Annotated in this window: 15 protein-coding genes; 9 read left to right on the top strand and 6 right to left on the bottom strand. The window is 39.3% G+C overall.

The annotated features are described in order from the left end of the window. Positions 1-58 precede the first annotated feature (58 nt). Both ABN099_RS07725 and mutT read left to right on the top strand, forming a co-directional pair. On the top strand, positions 59-1,309 hold the full coding sequence (locus ABN099_RS07725) for an aromatic amino acid transporter (RefSeq protein ID WP_349463057.1): 1,251 nt from the start codon (positions 59-61) through the stop codon (positions 1,307-1,309). A 104-nt stretch (positions 1,310-1,413) separates the two neighbouring features. Then, positions 1,414-1,809, top strand: a complete 396-nt coding sequence (gene mutT, locus ABN099_RS07720; RefSeq protein ID WP_349463056.1) for an 8-oxo-dGTP diphosphatase MutT — start codon at positions 1,414-1,416, stop codon at positions 1,807-1,809. Between the two features lie 88 nt (positions 1,810-1,897). Here mutT and yacG read toward each other — a convergent pair whose 3' ends face one another. The 6 genes from yacG to ppdD all read right to left on the bottom strand — a co-directional run bounded on the left by yacG (position 1,898) and on the right by ppdD (position 6,627). Next, positions 1,898-2,116 (bottom strand): DNA gyrase inhibitor YacG, encoded by a 219-nt coding sequence (gene yacG / locus ABN099_RS07715; RefSeq protein ID WP_349463055.1) that lies wholly within the window; start codon positions 2,114-2,116, stop codon positions 1,898-1,900. A 69-nt stretch (positions 2,117-2,185) separates the two neighbouring features. Next, on the bottom strand, positions 2,186-2,938 hold the full coding sequence (zapD, locus tag ABN099_RS07710) for a cell division protein ZapD (RefSeq protein WP_349463054.1): 753 nt from the start codon (positions 2,936-2,938) through the stop codon (positions 2,186-2,188). Then, positions 2,931-3,554 carry a dephospho-CoA kinase gene (gene coaE / locus ABN099_RS07705; RefSeq protein ID WP_349463053.1) on the bottom strand — a complete coding sequence of 208 codons (624 nt, stop codon included), beginning with the start codon at positions 3,552-3,554 and terminating at the stop codon, positions 2,931-2,933. The genes zapD and coaE overlap by 8 nt, the downstream gene beginning before the upstream one ends. Before the next feature lie 234 nt (positions 3,555-3,788). Next, complete coding sequence (locus ABN099_RS07700) at positions 3,789-4,988, bottom strand: type II secretion system F family protein (protein ID WP_349463052.1); 1,200 nt, start codon at positions 4,986-4,988, stop codon at positions 3,789-3,791. Continuing rightward, on the bottom strand, positions 4,985-6,085 hold the full coding sequence (locus ABN099_RS07695; RefSeq protein WP_349463051.1) for an ATPase, T2SS/T4P/T4SS family: 1,101 nt from the start codon (positions 6,083-6,085) through the stop codon (positions 4,985-4,987). Before ABN099_RS07695 ends, ABN099_RS07700 begins: the two co-directional genes overlap by 4 nt. A gap of 95 nt (positions 6,086-6,180) precedes the next feature. Then, positions 6,181-6,627, bottom strand: coding sequence for a prepilin peptidase-dependent pilin (gene ppdD / locus ABN099_RS07690; RefSeq protein WP_349463050.1), 447 nt, complete (start codon positions 6,625-6,627; stop codon positions 6,181-6,183). 216 nt (positions 6,628-6,843) lie between these two features. On the opposite strand from ppdD, the gene ampD reads away from it, so the two are divergent. From ampD to ABN099_RS07655, 7 genes are all read left to right on the top strand, one after another. Then, positions 6,844-7,386 (top strand): 1,6-anhydro-N-acetylmuramyl-L-alanine amidase AmpD, encoded by a 543-nt coding sequence (gene ampD / locus ABN099_RS07685; RefSeq protein ID WP_349463049.1) that lies wholly within the window; start codon positions 6,844-6,846, stop codon positions 7,384-7,386. A gap of 327 nt (positions 7,387-7,713) precedes the next feature. Continuing rightward, positions 7,714-8,484, top strand: a complete 771-nt coding sequence (gene pdhR / locus ABN099_RS07680) for a pyruvate dehydrogenase complex transcriptional repressor PdhR (RefSeq protein WP_349463130.1) — start codon at positions 7,714-7,716, stop codon at positions 8,482-8,484. 166 nt (positions 8,485-8,650) lie between these two features. Continuing rightward, positions 8,651-11,317, top strand: coding sequence for a pyruvate dehydrogenase (acetyl-transferring), homodimeric type (gene aceE, locus ABN099_RS07675; protein ID WP_349463048.1), 2,667 nt, complete (start codon positions 8,651-8,653; stop codon positions 11,315-11,317). A 12-nt stretch (positions 11,318-11,329) separates the two neighbouring features. Further along, entirely contained in the window at positions 11,330-13,189 is a 1,860-nt protein-coding gene (aceF, locus tag ABN099_RS07670; protein ID WP_349463047.1) for a pyruvate dehydrogenase complex dihydrolipoyllysine-residue acetyltransferase, read from the top strand. Positions 13,190-13,390: 201 nt separating this feature from the next. Further along, a complete protein-coding gene (gene lpdA / locus ABN099_RS07665) occupies positions 13,391-14,818 on the top strand; it encodes a dihydrolipoyl dehydrogenase (protein WP_349463046.1) in 1,428 nt (475 codons plus the stop codon). Positions 14,819-15,346: 528 nt separating this feature from the next. Continuing rightward, positions 15,347-17,944: a bifunctional aconitate hydratase 2/2-methylisocitrate dehydratase gene (acnB, locus tag ABN099_RS07660; RefSeq protein WP_349463045.1), complete on the top strand. Its 2,598-nt coding sequence runs from the start codon at positions 15,347-15,349 to the stop codon at positions 17,942-17,944. A gap of 140 nt (positions 17,945-18,084) precedes the next feature. Beyond that, the gene (locus tag ABN099_RS07655; RefSeq protein WP_349463044.1) at positions 18,085-18,456 is read left to right on the top strand and encodes a YacL family protein; all 372 of its coding nucleotides are present in this window, start codon (positions 18,085-18,087) and stop codon (positions 18,454-18,456) included. Positions 18,457-18,543 lie beyond the last annotated feature (87 nt).

The following is an 18,543-nucleotide window of genomic DNA, read 5'->3' as shown; positions in this document are numbered from 1 at the left end:
ATAATGGCTCTCGTGCAATGCGAGAGCCCTATCCTTAATATTATTTAAGGGATACAAAATGGGAAATACTTCAGTAAATAAAGAACCCTCAATTATTGTAGGGGGATTTGTTCTGGGCGGCGCCATGATAGGTGCAGGTATGTTTAGCCTGCCAACAATAATGTCTGGCGCTTGGTTTATTAACTCACTATTTATATTGTTTATTGTTTGTTTCTTTATGTTCCATTCGGGGATATATATCCTTGAATGTATTTCAAAATATGGAGCAGGAACAAACTATTTTGATATATCCAAAGACTTATTACCAAAGTGGGCTTGTTATCTTGCCAATGCCTCATTGATATTCGTATTGTATATATTAATTTATGCGTATATCTCTGCGGCAGGTTCTATTATTTATGAAGCATCATTGTTATATGGTATTAACTTCAATCTAAGAGCGATATTCTTTATATTTACTATCGCACTTGGTGCAACAATATGGTGGGGCGGTGCTTGTGCTAGTCGTCTAACTTCGATTTTCTTATTTGTTAAGATTGTATTGTTTGTATTGGCATTTTCAGGTTTATTCTTTAAAGCAAAAGGTGATTTATTATTTAGTGCAACGTTTGAAGGGAAAAATCAGTTATATCTTTATCCTTTTATTTTCATCATCATTCCTTATGCAATTACCTCGTTTGGTTATCATGGTAATGTTTGTAGCCTTTATAAACTATATAATCAGAATGAAAGAAAAGTTGTTAAGAGTTGTGTGATCGGTTGTTTATTAGCATTAGTTATTTATCTACTTTGGATGATTGGCACTATGGGGAATTTACCCAGAGATCAATTTATTACCATTATCCAAAAAGGGGGTAACTTAGATGCCTTTATTGACTCACTCTATACGGTATTAAATAGTAAATATATTGAAGGCTTTTTATTATGGTTCTCTATTAGTGCTGTTTTCTGTTCTTTCTTAGGTGTTGCGATAGGTCTATTTGATTATATTTTAGCATCACTAAAATTTAAGGATAATAAAACAGGACGTTTAAAATCAGGTGTGCTCTGTTTTACTCCTCCACTGTTGTTATGCCTGTTTTTCCCTAATGGTTTCTTAATTGCTATTGCTTATGCTGGTACTGCGGCTTGTGTCTGGGCAATTATCTGTCCTGCAGTAATGGCACTGAAAGCACGAGAGAAATTTCCTAACTCAGGATTTAAAGTATGGGGTGGTAAAAAACTGATTTATGCAGTTATTGCATTTGGTGTTTTTGGCATTATTTGCCAATCGCTTGCGCAGTTTAATTTACTGCCAATTTATCGTTAATGAATAAGTCAAATCAGGGAAAAGAAAACCAGAGTAGCGCTATTGGATATACGTTATAATAAAGTGAAAATGTTATAAATACGCTGTTATTCAATAGGTTGTCTATGATTGATAAAAAAAAGCTACATATTGCTGCGGGTGTTATTTGTGATAATCACAATAATGTCTTTATTACCCAACGTCCTCTGAAGTCTCATATGGGCGGTTTTTGGGAATTTCCAGGCGGAAAATTAGAAGATAACGAGACACCGGAACAAGCTCTATTACGTGAATTACAAGAAGAAATAGGTATCGATGTTACACAATGCACTCTTCTTGATACGGTAGAACATGATTTTCCAGATAGGCATATTACCTTGTCATTTTTCTTGGTGACGGAATGGGATAATGAGCCTTATGGAAAAGAAGGGCAACTGTCGCGTTGGACACCTATTGTGTCTCTAAATGCAGATGATTTTCCACCCGCTAATCGCACTATCGTTGCTTTATTACAGAAATAATTGTTCGTTTCTGTTATATAAAAACAGCCACAGATTACATCGTGGCTGCTTTTTTTTTGCAAAAGAGTACGCACATTATTTAGGTGGACTAGAATGTTTTAGGCTCTTGCTCTGATGACGGCATTTCACTCCAGTCATCACTTTCATTGATATCGCCTTGGCTAGGAATTCGTTTCTCTTCGTCTGCCCATTCACCTAAATCAATTAATTGACAACGCTTACAACAAAAAGGGCGATAAGGGCTATTTTCATTCCAAACCACTTTTGCTTGGCATGTCGGGCATTTTACTATTAATTCTTCGCTCATTATCTCTCCTGAATTCTATTGGCTATTTTTTTGTTCATTATATTGCTACTGAAATTAATAAATACAATGTTAGCAACAAGCTATCTCAAAAGGTAGTTCAAGAGGTACAGTGCCATTTTCACTATCAAGAGGTAAAAAGCGTATAGCATATCTATTTTTATGACCAGAAACCTGAGGATAAATTTGGTGGTCAATAAATACTTTTAATCGCAGCAACTCTGCATCTTCAGCACTGTCTTGGTAAAAACCACGGTGACTGAGTGCAGGTTTAAAGGTATCAGACTGACGAATAAGCGTGAGTAAACTCGTCAATGCATTTTGTAGCGGCTGTAAGCCTTGGTGCCAGCTTTGTAATTTTTCGTCTCTTACTGTTTGAGGCAAACTTAACCATAAATGTAATGCAGGAACATCAAAACTACAGCATCCGCCAGGAATACTCAGGCGCTGTTTGACTAAACTAATAATTTTATCTTGTTTTAAATGCTGACCAATACGAGGGGCTTTACTTAGTATTGATGCGTTTTGTGCAAGTTCTTCAATTATTTGACTAACAATAGCTTTATCTACATTAGGAAATGAAAGCCACTGGTGTAATTTTTTTTGTCGTTTTTCTAGCTCTTTTAATAATTCGGCACGAATTTCACCACGATCAAGTACTTCAATAAATTCTGAGATAGAACGGAAAAAAGACATCGCAGAAGGTAGCGTATCAATAATATGGTAGCTATTAATCTGGGTTAATGAATTTTCGATTCGAAGCCATGAACGCATTTTTTCATTAAGGGGATGTTCGAAGATGATAGTTGTGATGTCATCACTCATGGCAGTTGTCCTGTAACGCTTGGTGAGCTAATGCTAAGTAGTGCTGATGAAGCTGCTTAATCAAACCAGTAATGTTCTGATTGTTATCATGATTTTCAATAATATCATCAGCAGCGGCTAATCGTTCTTGCCTGCTGGCTTGTGCCGTTAAAATATTAACTACATGTTCTCTACTAACATTATCGCGTTGCATAGTTCGAGTGATCTGCTCTTCTTCAGTCACATCAACAACTAAAACACGATTGGCTAGGTGAGTCAGTTTATTTTCAATAAGTAACGGAACCACCCATATAAAATAGGGTGCTTTGATTTGTTGGATCTGTTTTTGTGTCTCTTGCTGTATAAGAGGATGAAGAAGCTGGTTTAACCATGCTTTTTCCTCTTGGTGTTTGAAAATAATATTACGTAATAGAGCACGATTTAATGTGCCATCAGGGTGTAGGATTGCGTCTCCAAAATGCTGGTGTATTGCTGTTAATCCGGGTGATAAAGGTTCTACCACTAATCTGGCAATGATATCCGCATCAACAAGAGGAACACCCAGCGAGGCAAATCCATTGGCAATGGTGGTTTTTCCACTACCAATTCCTCCTGTAAGAGCAACCGTATAAGTCATTCTAATTATCTATTTTTGATTAATGAAAGTTTACTAGTAGTAGCGTTATTCTAAAGCCTAATTTTGTTTTTATCACAAGATAATACCCGCAATATTTAGGTTTTATTCGGTTATTGTGATGTGCAATTTTCTGCTACCCTGAAATTGTACCTCACGCTGAGTAATAGAACTATCCACAATCAATAAGTTGAGATACAAAGTTACAACTATGTGAAATACTCATAAAAATTGTAATTATCTTATAGTATCACCTAATTGTAGTATAGGAAGATACATAGCGATAATTAGAGTGCCAATAATAAGAGCCATAACAGCCATTAACAGAGGCTCTAACCAAGAATTTAGTCTATTTAGACGCTCTTCAAATTGACGAGCAAACCACTCACTTAATTTTTGGCAAAAAAAGAGTAATTTCCCGGAATTTTCTGCTGAAACAATGAATTGATGACAAATCGGTGGAAAAAGTGGCTCATCTCTCATAAATGAACTTAGCGATTTTCCTTGAGTAATATGTTCTATCATTTTTGAGAGTGCACATTGATAAAGTGGATGAGTTAATTGTTCAGTAATAAAGTTGAGTCCTTTTAATAACGGAAGCCCCGCCTGTTGTGTAATCGTCAATGTTTGAAATATAAGCTGCAATTGGTGATATCGAAATAAAATACCTATATAGGGAATACGAATAAGCAAATGCTGTTCAGCGAGGAAAAATGAAGGGAAATAAATTCTGGCACAATGATAACTTATTATTAGCGTAATAAATAAGCTAAAAATAATAAAACTGTAGTCAATAACCCATTGAGATACGGAAATAAGTGTAGATGTGAGTATGGGTAAGTCCGTATTAAAAGCATTATAGAGTGATTGATATTCAGGAAGTACATAAAGCAGCATGATCGAAGTCGTAATAATCAATACAGAGAATAAGAAGGTAGGGTATTTAAAGGCTTTTTTTATTTTATCAATAGACTCTTTTTTACTTTTTAATTGAGATGCTTGTGATTTTATAATTTCATCTAACTTTCCACTCTCTTCAGCAATATAAATAAAATAGGTTAATGATGGTGGAAAGTAGAGTGGATAAAGGGTTAGTTGTTTTGAAAATGCCCCTCCTTGAGCAATATTATAAGTAATCTCCTCTAATACACATTGCCAATGCAGATAACGGCACTCATTTTTAAGTAATGTTAATGCGGGTAATAGTGCCAAACCAGAATGTATTAATAGAGAGAGCTGTTCTAGCAGTTGAATACGGTATTGGCTATCACTTTCTTTTAATAAAATAGCTCTATATAACCGAATTTTTAAAGGGGTTTTTTGCCACTGAGTAATTTTAATAAATGCCTCACTCTTAGATGAAGCAATGAGTTTTCCTGAACAGTATTCTCCTTGATAAGTAAATGCGTCATATTGATAGATATACTGGAGTTTCATTCAATATCTCCCACAACCTGATAAACTTCTTCTAATGAAGTTATTCCTTGCTTTATTAGTTCAATACCTGAATTGAGTAGTGCAAACGATGAAGGTTTTTGTTGTTTTGCTAATTCAAGACAATCGTAAATAGCGGTTCTTCCTATATAGCCAGAAAAACAGTGCTGACAGCCTTTAGCGTGCCAATGGGGTAAGTTAATGATGTTATCTTTTAGGCTTACGACTTGTTTATCAGGGCGTCGTATTTTGCAATGTTGGCATAAACAACGCACGAGTCGTTGTGAAATAATGAGATTAACGCAGCTGTAAATTAGATCTTCAGCAATTCCTAAGTTATGCAGCCTCATCAAAGTGGCTCGAGTTGAATTAGTATGAAGCGTTGATAATACTAGATGCCCCGTTTGAGCCGCTTTAATCGCAATTTCAGCGGTATGTTGATCTCTAATTTCTCCCACCATGATAACGTCAGGATCTTGGCGTAATAGTGCACGTAATATTGTTGTAAAAGTAATCCCTGCTTTTTCGCTAATCTGAGTTTGATTAATGCCATCAAGGGGTAATTCAATCGGATCTTCTACACTACTTATATTGTGATTGTCTTTATTTAAATATTGTAGACAGCTATATAGTGTGAGGGTTTTTCCACTTCCTGTTGGTCCAGTTACTAAAATCATCCCTTGGGGTGCCGTTAGATATTTTTTAAGTAACGTTAAATGAACGGGCTGAAAACCTAACTGAGTAAGTTCGGGTTGTTGTAAGTTGTTTATTAATCGTAAAACTGCTTTTTCTCCATAAAGTGTCGGGAGTGTTGCAATACGAATTGAATAAGACTTTTCATCATAAGACCAATTAAATTGTCCATCTTGTGGTAATCGCTTTTCTGCAATATTTAAATCAGCAAGTATTTTTAAGCGGGTAATTATCTCTTTAGCGAAGCTGTCTGATGGCGATGGGAACAAATATAAATGGTTATCTATTCTGGCTCGTATTCTAAATTCGTACTTTTGGGGTTCAAAATGTAAGTCTGAAACACGTTGTAAAATACTTTTTTGTAGTATTTGTTCAATAAATTCTGTTGCGTTATGTGCTGTATTCATTAATGACCTCAATTCGCGTGATGTCGATACTTTAAATACAGGAATAATGAAAAGGGGCTTATTCCTGTATCACAAAATAGGCAATAAAGGTGGCATTAATGGGATTTAAGCACTCCGGCACACTGATTTTGTAATGTTTCATTACTTGAGGTGCAGGTTATTTTCCATTCAGGTAAGTAGTCAGTACTATTTTGCTCCGGTGTCATAACAATAGAGAGCCCTTTAAGTTGAGCGCTACCTATGGCACTAATCACACCATTAACCACGGTAATGTCTTCAATATAACGGCTACGAAATTGTTTCGGTATAAACGCAGAGTCTGATTGGCAAGTGTTGTATTGCCCCATTTCATACTGACACAATTCAACGGCGGAACGATAAGGGGAGAGCGTTTGCAATACATCAGTTAATGCTGCTTTTTGTATGTATCCTTGATAGGCAGGAATAGCGATAGAGCTTAAAATGGAAATAATTGCGATAACAATCATGAGTTCCATTAAGGTAAAGCCGTGTTCTGATGAGTGATAATTTAGTGTATTCATATTCTGTTTCTCCTTGATAGATAAGTCACAGAAGTATGAAAAAAAAGCGCTTTATTGACGAATAGATAAGTATTGCTTTGCGTAAAATATCGAAAAGAAAAAAGTGTGATACAGAATTAATCGTTATTATTGGGATAAGATCCGCATTTATGGACGAATACTGATTAGAAAAATCAGTAATACTTATTTTAAGTAAGCATCAATTAAGAGGGTAATATGGAAATTAAACAAGGTTGGTTAGTGGATGCAAAACAGGTTCCATCTCCAAATCATGATAAACGACCTGATGGCGTGATCCCCTCTTTGCTTATTGTTCATAATATTAGTTTACCTCCAGGTGAGTTTGGTGGACCTTATATTGATCAGTTGTTTACCAATACATTGTCTGAAAACGATCACCCTTTTTTTAGTGAGATCAGTGGATTAAGAGTTTCAGCCCATTGCCTTATTCGTCGAGATGGGGAGATTGTGCAATATGTCCCTTTTACGGATAGAGCGTGGCATGCTGGTGTTTCTCTCTATAAAGGAAGAGAAAAATGTAATGACTTTTCTATCGGCATAGAGCTTGAAGGAACAGATAGTTGTGCTTTTACCTCATCGCAGTATCAGCAACTTGCCAAACTTACCTGTGCACTTATCTCACTTTATCCTGAGATAAAGGAGAATATTACAGGACATAGTGATGTTGCTCCGAATAGAAAGACAGATCCGGGACCTCACTTTGATTGGGCTTATTATCGGTCATTATTAAGAAAATAATGGCTTTATTTTGAATGTATAATCATATAATTTGAATTTATATTCTAAATATAAAGGCTGTTACGCTTCAGCTTGACTTAATATGTGTTTAAAAAAGGTTAAAAAACATTAATTTCATCGTTTCCATATTATGCGATCTAGTTATCAATTTTGATGAATTTTTAAAATAATTTGTTAAAATTTGCAGGTTTTTATGATTTCGCTCAACAACTGTATGGACAGTTAGTGAATACTTTGTTACTTTATTATCCATTACAGTAAATTGGTATTACCAATTGACAACTCAATAACTAAGGTAATAGTTATCCAATAATGGCTTCTAGCAATATGGCTTATACTAAAATCCGCCAACCTAAGCTTTCTGATGTGATAGAGCAACGTCTTGAGCATCTCATTTTAGAAGGCACCCTGCGCCCAGGAGAAAAACTCCTGCCCGAGCGTGAGCTGGCAAAACAGTTTGATGTATCTCGCCCATCTTTGCGTGAAGCAATCCAAAAGTTAGAAGCAAAAGGTTTTTTACTGCGTCGTCAAGGCGGCGGTACTTTTGTTCAACTTAACCTTTGGCAAAGTTTTAGTGATCCTCTTGCCCAGTTACTCAGCGGACATCCCGAATCTCAATTCGATCTATTAGAAACCCGTCATGGCCTTGAAGGCATTGCTGCTTATTACGCAGCGTTACGTGGTACTGATGAAGATCTTGCTCGTATTAAAGCAAGTCATGATTTGATTATAAAAGCCCATGAAAAAGGCGATTTAGCCGCTGAATCTGAAGCCGTGTTGCAATACCAATTAATTGTTACAGAAGCTGCTCATAACGTCGTTTTATTGCACTTATTACGTTGTATGGTGCCGATGCTTGAGCAGAATATCCGCCAGAATTTTGAATTTCTTTATACCCGTAAAGAGATGTTAGTTGCTGTAAGTGAGCATCGTACACAGATTTATCAGGCTATTATGAATAGAGAACCAGAAGCTGCACGTGAAGCATCACATCGCCATCTGGCCTTTATTGAGGATGTTTTGTTGGATATGAGTCGTGAACACACTCGTCGTGAGCGCTCTTTGCGCCGGCTCCAACAACACCCTGATTTATTTTAGTAGGACAGATCCTGACCGCTGAGTCTGTACTACCTATCTCCCTGCGATTTTTCAGGGGTAGCGGTAATAACAGCAGGGCCTATCTTCCCGTCATATCCAATAGGTATAACGGGAAGATAGGCTCCCATAAAACCATTAGAAACAGATAACAGATAAGGAATACACCATGTCAGATATGCTGAAAAATGACGTGGATCCGATTGAAACTCGCGACTGGTTACAAGCGATTGATTCGGTCATCCGTGAAGAAGGTGTTGAGCGTGCGCAGTTCCTGATTGATCAGGTATTAAAACAAGCCCGTAATGGTGGACTTAATATTGCTTTAGGTGGCTCTGCTCACAGCGATTATATCAATACTATTCCTGTTGAAGATGAACCCGCTTACCCTGGCAATCTGGAGTTAGAGCGTCGTATTCGTTCTGCTATTCGCTGGAATGCGGTGATGATGGTTCTGCGTGCATCTAAGAAAGATTTAGAGCTCGGCGGACACATGGCATCATTCCAGTCTTCTGCTACTTTATATGAAGTCTGCTTTAACCACTTCTTCCGTGCTCAAAATGACACTGACGGTGGCGATCTGGTTTACTTCCAAGGTCACATCTCCCCTGGTATCTATGCACGTGCATTCTTAGAAGGTCGTTTAACTGAAGATCAGTTAAATAATTTCCGTCAAGAAATTGGTGGCAAAGGTTTATCTTCTTATCCACACCCTAAATTGATGCCAGAATTTTGGCAGTTCCCGACTGTTTCTATGGGTCTGGGACCGCTATCTGCAATTTATCAGGCTAAATTCCTGAAATATTTGAATCATCGTGGCTTGAAGAACACAACGGCACAAACTGTGTATGCGTTCTTAGGTGATGGTGAAATGGACGAACCAGAATCTAAAGGTGCTATCACCATCGCTGTTCGCGAAAAATTAGATAACCTGTGCTTCGTTGTTAACTGTAACTTACAGCGTCTTGATGGCCCAGTTACAGGTAACGGTAAAATCGTTAATGAACTCGAAGGTATCTTTGCTGGTGCTGGCTGGAATGTGATTAAAGTGATGTGGGGCGACCGTTGGGACGAACTGCTGCGTAAAGACACTTCTGGCAAACTCGTTCAGTTAATGAACGAAACACTGGATGGCGACTACCAAACATTTAAATCACGTGACGGTGCTTACGTTCGTGAACACTTCTTCAATCGTTACCCAGAAACTGCTGCATTAGTTAAAGATATGACTGATGATGAGATTTGGGCATTAAATCGTGGTGGTCACGATCCGAAGAAAGTATTTGCTGCATTCCAAAAAGCAAAAGAGACTCAAGGCAAACCAACTGTTATTTTAGCTCAAACCATCAAAGGTTATGGTATGGGTGAAACTGCCGAAGGTAAAAACATTGCTCACCAAGTGAAAAAAATGAACATGGATGGCGTTCACCATTTCCGTGATCGTTTCAGCATTCCTGTTGCTGATGAGCAAATTAAAGAGTTGCCTTACATCACTTTTGATAAAGACTCAGAAGAACACAAATACCTGCATGCTCGTCGTCAGGATTTAGGTGGTTATCTGCCAGCTCGTCGTCCACGTTTTGAAGAAAAACTGGATATTCCTACACTGGAAGATTTCAGCCAGTTACTGGAAGAGCAATCTAAAGAGATCTCTACCACTATCGCATTCGTTCGTGCACTGAACGTGATGTTGAAAAACAAATCAATTAAAGATCGTTTAGTACCAATTATCGCGGATGAAGCGCGTACATTTGGTATGGAAGGTCTGTTCCGTCAAATCGGTATCTACAGCCCGAATGGCCAACAATATACGCCTCAAGACCGTGAGCAAGTTGCTTACTATAAAGAAGACGTTAAAGGTCAAATTCTGCAAGAAGGTATCAATGAACTGGGTGCTGGCGCATCTTGGTTAGCTGCTGCAACATCTTACAGCACTAACAATCTGCCAATGATCCCATTCTATATCTACTACTCAATGTTTGGTTTCCAACGTATTGGTGACTTATGTTGGGCTGCAGGCGACCAACAAGCGCGTGGTTTCTTAGTTGGTGGTACTTCAGGTCGTACAACATTGAACGGTGAAGGTCTACAGCACGAAGATGGTCATAGCCATATTCAATCACTGACTATTCCTAACTGTATCTCTTATGATCCAGCATTCGCTTATGAAGTCGCTGTTATCATGCAAGACGGTTTAGAGCGTATGTATGGCGATAAACAAGAGAACGTTTATTACTACATCACAACACTAAACGAAAACTACCATATGCCAGCAATGCCAGCAGGTGTTGAAGAAGGTATCCGTAAAGGTATCTACAAACTGAAATCACACGAAGGCGCTAAAGGTAAAGTTCAGTTACTGGGTTCAGGTTCTATTCTGCGTCATGTACGTGAAGCAGCAGAAATCCTGTCTGCTGAATACGGTATTGGTTCTGATGTTTATAGCGTAACTTCATTCACTGAATTGGCTCGTGATGGTCAAGATTGTGAACGTTGGAACATGCTGCATCCATCTGAAGCACCGCGTGTACCATACATCGCTCAAATTATGAATGATGCACCAGCTGTTGCTTCTACAGACTATATGAAACTGTTTGCAGAACAAGTTCGTACTTATGTTCCAGCTGATGATTATCGCGTATTAGGTACCGACGGTTTCGGTCGTTCTGATAGCCGTGAAAACCTGCGTCACCACTTCGAAGTTGATACTTCTTATGTGATTGTTGCTGCATTAGGTGAATTAGCTAAACGTGGTGAGATTGATGTGAAGGTTGTTGAAGAAGCAATCAATAAATACAACATCAACCCTGAAAAAGTAAACCCACGTCTGGCGTAAGAGGTAAAGTTAATGTCTATTGAAATTAAAGTCCCTGATATCGGTGCAGATGAAGTTGAAGTCACCGAAGTGATGGTGAAAGTGGGCGACCGTATTGAGGAAGAACAATCCTTAATCACCGTAGAAGGCGATAAAGCGTCTATGGAAGTCCCATCACCACAAGCGGGTGTTGTTAAAGAGATCAAAATAGCCGTGGGCGATAAAGTCCAGACGGGTTCTCTTATTATGGTTTTTGAAGCAGAAGGTGCGGCGCAAGCTGCACCAGCTCAAGCCGCAGCTGCACCAGTAGCAGCTCCAGCGGCAGCAGCCGCACTAAAAGAAGTTCATGTACCAGACATCGGTGGTGATGAAGTTGAAGTTACCGAAGTGATGGTGAAAGTGGGCGATAGCGTTGCTGAAGAACAATCACTGATTACTGTAGAAGGCGATAAAGCATCTATGGAAGTCCCTGCACCTTTTGCTGGTGTAGTGAAAGAAATTAAAATCGCAACAGGTGATAAAGTTAACACCGGTTCACTTATCATGGTATTTGAAGTAGCAGGTGCAGCACCTGTTGCTCAAGCAGCAGCGCCTGCTCCTGCGGCATCTGCACCAGCAGCTTCTGCGGTGAAAGAAGTTAATGTACCTGATATCGGTGGTGATGAAGTTGAAGTTACGGAAGTGATGGTAAAAGTAGGTGATACCATTACTGAAGAACAATCACTGATTACTGTAGAAGGTGACAAGGCTTCTATGGAAGTGCCTGCACCATTTGCAGGTGTGGTTAAAGAGATCAAAATTGCAGTGGGCGATAAAGTGAAAACTGGCTCACTGATCATGATCTTTGAAGTTGCAGGTGCAGCACCTGTTGCTCAAGCAGCTCCTGCACCAGTAGCCGCGCCAGCCGCTTCTGCTCCAGCACCTGCAAAAGCAGCAGCACCAGCAGCGAAAGAAGAGTTTGTTGAAAACGATGCTTACGTTCATGCAACACCAGTCATTCGCCGTTTAGCGCGTGAATTCGGTGTTAACCTTGCAAAAGTAAAAGGTACTGGTCGTAAAGGTCGTATTCTACGTGAAGACGTTCAGTCTTACGTGAAAGAGTTAATTAAACGTGCTGAATCTGCACCAGCGAATGCAGGTGGTGGATTACCAGGCATGTTGCCTTGGCCGAAAATTGACTTCAGCAAATTTGGTGAAATTGAAGAAGTTGAATTAAGCCGTATCCAGAAAATCTCTGGTGCTAACTTAAGCCGTAACTGGGTAATGATCCCTCACGTTAATCTGTTCGATGAAGCAGATATCACTGAGGTTGAAGAATTCCGTAAGCAGCAAAATAAAGAAGCAGAGAAGAAAAAACTGGATGTTAAGATCACTCCGTTAGTCTTTGTGATGAAAGCAGCTGCAAAAGCACTGGCTGATATGCCACGCTTTAATAGCTCTATCTCTGAAGATGGACAGAAACTGATCCTGAAAAAATACATCAATATTGGTATTGCTGTAGATACACCTAACGGTTTAGTTGTTCCTGTTTTCAAAGATGTTAACAAAAAAGGCATTATTGAACTTTCTTATGAGCTGGCTGAAATCTCTAAGAAAGCACGTGCAGGTAAACTGACCGCTGCTGATATGCAAGGCGGATGTTTCACAATTTCTAGCCTTGGTGGTATTGGTACTACCGGTTTTGCACCTATCGTTAACGCACCAGAAGTTGCGATAATGGGGCTGTCTCGTTCTTCTATGAAACCAGTATGGAACGGTAAAGAATTCGTACCACGCTTGATTTTACCAATGTCTTTATCTTTCGATCACCGTGTGATTGATGGTGCTGACGGTGCTAGATTTATCACTCTGATTAATCAGTACATGAGCGATTTACGTCGTTTGGTAATGTAATCATTAAAACCGGTGCTTAGCGCCGGTTTCTCTGATTGTCGTGATAGATTTTACAACCATACATCCTAGGTTGTGAGATCAATCATGTTAGAGCGCTTTTCAGTTTATTAACATTTCTGTAAACTGCATGCGGTATGTAAGTCTCGGTGTTAAATATGGATTATCGTCTGACTCGCCGGACAAATAAATAATGAGGTCACGATGAGTACTGAAATTAAAGCACAGGTAGTGGTTCTTGGTGCAGGTCCTGCGGGTTATTCCGCGGCGTTCCGTTGCGCTGACTTAGGTTTAGATACAGTTTTAGTAGAACGTCACTCTACGCTGGGTGGTGTTTGTCTGAACGTGGGTTGTATCCCTTCTAAAGCGTTACTCCACGTTGCTAAAGTTATCGAAGAAGCGAAAGCATTATCTGAACACGGTGTTGTTTTTGATGCCCCTAAAACAGATATCGACAAAATTCGCATCTGGAAAGACAAAGTTATTTCTCAGTTAACTGGCGGTTTGGCTGGCATGGCTAAAGGCCGTAAAGTTACAGTCGTTAACGGCGAAGCTAAATTTACAGGTTCTCATACTCTCTCTGTTGCAGGTGCTGAAGGCACAACAACAATTACATTTGAAAATGCGATTGTTGCAGCAGGTTCACGTCCAATTGAACTGCCATTTATTCCACATGAAGATCCACGTGTTTGGGATTCAACAGATGCACTGGAACTGAAAAATGTACCAGAGCGTTTACTGGTAATGGGTGGTGGTATCATCGGTCTGGAAATGGGGACTGTTTATCACGCCCTCGGTTCTCAGATTGACGTGGTTGAAATGTTTGATCAGGTCATTCCTGCTGCCGATAAAGACGTGGTTAAAGTATTTACCAAACGTATCAGCAAGAAATTTAACCTGATGCTAGAAACCAAAGTGACTGCGGTTGAAGCAAAAGAAGATGGTATTTATGTAACGATGGAAGGCAAAAAAGCCCCAGCAGAGCCACAACGTTATGATGCCGTTTTAGTTGCTATCGGTCGTGTACCTAACGGTAAATTGTTAGATGCAGGTCAAGCTGGTATTGAAGTTGATGATCGCGGCTTTATCCATGTTGATAAACAAATGCGTACAAATGTACCTCACATCTTTGCTATCGGTGACATCGTTGGTCAACCAATGCTGGCTCACAAAGGTGTTCACGAAGGTCACGTTGCTGCAGAAGTTATCTCTGGCAAAAAACATTACTTCGATCCGAAAGTTATTCCATCTATCGCTTATACTGAACCAGAAGTTGCATGGGTTGGTATGACAGAAAAAGAAGCGAAAGAGAAAGGCGTAAGCTATGAAGTGGCTTCTTTCCCTTGGGCGGCATCTGGTCGTGCTATCGCTTCAGATTGCGCTGATGGTATGACTAAACTGATTTTTGACAAAGAAACTAACCGAGTTATCGGTGGTGCTATTGTCGGTTCTAACGGTGGTGAACTGTTAGGTGAAATCGGTCTGGCTATCGAAATGGGTTGTGATGCTGAAGATATCGCATTAACTATCCACGCTCACCCAACGCTGTACGAATCAATTGGTATGGCAGCGGAAGTATTTGAAGGTAGCATCACTGACCTGCCAAATCCAAAAGCGAAAAAGAAAAAATAAGCGACTTGTTTACTGAAAACAGCTTTACTGAAAACAGCTTTACTGAAAATAGTTTTGCTGAAAACAGTTTACTAAAGTAGTTTAAATGATAAGGGCTAAGTTCTTGCTAGAACTTGGCTCTTTTTTTACGTTTTTTTCTCACCTTTTATCATGGTTAGTTATTTTCTCCGCTGTTATTATTCCTTTCGCTGCTTGTTTTGCCGATATATTGTACTTAATGGTGAAAAATTGAATCAAAGAAACTATTAAAAGTGTGGTTATTAGCTAAAATATTGGTTAAAAGTGCCTGTTATAGATTTTGTTTAAGTGATTTAATCTGAATAAGTAGATATTTGAATCTTATTAATGTTACTTTTATGTGAACGAATTAACATCGTGTTGAAGATTTGCTATGCTGATGGTCCTTAGCTAAGCATAATTTCACAACCTCTTAAGTTTTATGCGAGCAAAAGATCCTCTGACCTGGCATCCAATAGTTAGGGTGCAGACAGCCGGGTATATAAATGACAAAGAAGCGAGGAGAAAGTCGTGCTAGAAGAATACCGTAAGCACGTAGCAGAGCGTGCAGCTGAAGGTGTCGTTCCAAAACCTCTCGATGCCACACAAACAGCAGCACTTGTTGAGCTATTAAAAAATCCCCCTAAAGGTGAAGAAGCGTTCCTTCTAGACCTTATTGTTAACCGCGTTCCCCCTGGTGTTGATGAAGCCGCTTATGTTAAAGCTGGTTTTTTAACCGCACTGGCTAAAGGCGAAACCTCATCACCATTGATCTCTCCAGAAAAAGCCGTTGAATTATTAGGTACAATGCAAGGCGGCTACAATATTCATGCGTTAATTGAATCTCTGGATGATAACAAACTTGCGCCTATCGCCGCCAAAGCGCTTTCTCATACTTTATTAATGTTCGATAACTTCTATGATGTCGAAGAGAAAGCGAAAGCGGGTAATACCTACGCTAAACAAATTATGCAATCTTGGGCTGATGCGCAGTGGTTTACAGAGCGCCCAGCGTTAGCAGAAAAAATCACGGTTACCGTATTTAAAGTCACGGGTGAAACCAACACCGATGACTTATCACCAGCACCTGATGCGTGGTCTCGTCCTGATATTCCATTACACGCATTAGCGATGCTAAAAAATGCGCGAGAAGGTATTGAACCTGATCAACCAGGTAATGTAGGACCAATCAAACAGATCGAAGCGCTAAATAAAAAAGGCTTCCCACTCGCTTATGTTGGTGATGTTGTTGGTACCGGTTCTTCTCGTAAGTCAGCAACTAACTCAGTGCTGTGGTTTATGGGCGATGATATTCCTTTCGTTCCAAATAAACGCGGTGGTGGTGTTGTGCTTGGCGGTAAAATTGCCCCTATTTTCTTTAATACTATGGAAGATGCAGGTGCATTACCTATCGAAGTTGATGTTTCTAAATTAAATATGGGTGATGTAATTGATATTTACCCATACAAAGGTGAAATCCGTGATCATGAAACGAATGAATTACTGGAAACCTTTGAACTGAAAACTGATGTGCTGGTCGATGAAGTTCGTGCGGGTGGTCGTATTCCACTGATTATTGGTCGTGGTTTAACCTCTAAAGCACGTGAAGCATTAGGTTTACCAGTAAGTACACTGTTCCGTCATGCTAAGCCAGTTGCAGAAAGTAAGCGTGGTTTTTCTTTAGCTCAAAAAATGGTAGGTCGTGCATGTGGACGTACTGGTATTCGCCCTGGCGAATATTGCGAGCCAAAAATGACCTCAGTGGGATCACAAGATACTACGGGTCCTATGACTCGTGATGAGCTAAAAGACCTTGCTTGCCTTGGTTTCTCTGCTGATTTAGTGATGCAATCTTTTTGTCATACCGCCGCTTATCCAAAACCTGTAGATGTGACAACACATCACACATTACCTGATTTTATTATGAACCGTGGTGGTGTTTCACTGCGTCCGGGTGACGGTATTATCCACTCATGGTTAAACCGTATGTTATTACCAGATACCGTTGGTACTGGTGGTGACTCGCATACACGTTTCCCTATTGGCATCTCATTCCCAGCAGGTTCAGGTTTAGTGGCTTTTGCTGCTGCAACTGGGGTAATGCCATTAGATATGCCAGAATCTGTTCTGGTACGCTTTAAAGGTGAAATGCAGCCGGGTGTCACTTTACGTGATTTGGTTCATGCTATTCCTTATTATGCGATTCAAGAAGGCTTACTGACGGTTGAGAAAAAAGGTAAGAAAAATATTTTCTCAGGTCGTATTTTAGAAATTGAAGGTCTGCCAGAACTAAAAGTTGAGCAAGCATTTGAATTAGCGGATGCTTCAGCAGAACGTTCTGCGGCTGGTTGTACTATCAAATTAGATAAAGCGCCAATTATTGAATATCTGCAATCAAATATTACATTGCTGAAATGGATGATTGCAGAAGGTTATGGTGACCGTCGTACTATTGAGCGTCGTATTACTTCAATGGAAAATTGGCTAAATGATCCACAGCTATTAGAAGCAGATGCAGATGCTGAATATGCTGCGGTGATCGAAATTGATTTAAATGAAATCAAAGAACCAATTTTATGTGCGCCAAACGATCCTGATGATGCTCGTTTATTATCTGATGTCGCAAACAGTAAAATTGATGAAGTATTCATCGGTTCTTGTATGACCAATATTGGTCACTTCCGTGCGGCGGGTAAACTGCTTGACCAACATAAAGGTCAATTACCTACACGTTTATGGGTTGCGCCACCTACAAAAATGGATGCTGCTCAATTAACAGAAGAGGGCTATTACAGCGTCTTTGGTAAGAGTGGTGCACGTATTGAAGTACCGGGCTGTTCATTGTGCATGGGTAACCAAGCGCGTGTTGCTGATGGTGCAACGGTGGTTTCTACATCAACACGTAACTTCCCTAACCGTTTAGGTACTGGTGCTAATGTCTATTTGGCTTCGGCTGAATTAGCGGCGGTTGCTTCTTTATTAGGTCGTTTACCTGAGCCACAAGAGTACCTTGATTTTATGAATAAAGTGGATGAAACCGCTGAAGATACTTATCGCTATCTGAATTTTGATCAATTAGAGCAATATACAGACAAAGCAGATCAAGTTATTTTTCAAACCACGGTGTAATACTTTTATTTATTCGCTTTAAGCGTATTTAATATGAACAAACGGGAGGATAAAACCTCCCGTTTTTTGTTATTTTTGTCATAATAAGAATAAGATGTTTTTTTCTATAAAAGAGATAAATCAAATAAGGGGCGTACACCATGGATTATGAATTTCAGCGAGATTTAACTGGCGGTATTTTTGCCCGTTTTTCGATGGATCATGAAGCTATTGGTTATTGGCTTAATGATGAAATTCAGGGTGATATAAGCCAGATAGACCAAATTTTTGAAGAGATGGAAGCGGTTAAAGGAAGCGAGAGGCAATGGGAACTTATCGGTAAAGAATACAGCCTATTTATTGATGATGAAGAAATCATGATAAGAGCTAATACACTTCATTTTGAAACCGATGAAATGGAAGAAGGCATGAGCTATTACGACAACGAAAGTATCTCATTTTGTGGGCTAGATGATTTCGCTACTATGCTACAAAAATATCGGTTATTTATTCTAGAAAATAGTAAAAATTAACAATTCCTATATATTTTTAGAATGAATCTGCCACAATATGCTCTTTGTTGCTATTCTTGTTATTACGTTTTTAAGTTGAAAAAGGTG

The sequence above is a fragment of the Proteus hauseri genome (assembly GCF_040139125.1).
GTDB lineage: Bacteria > Pseudomonadota > Gammaproteobacteria > Enterobacterales > Enterobacteriaceae > Proteus > Proteus hauseri_B.
Note: the sequence above shows the minus strand (reverse complement) of the source record. Positions and strands in the feature narration are given on the sequence as shown.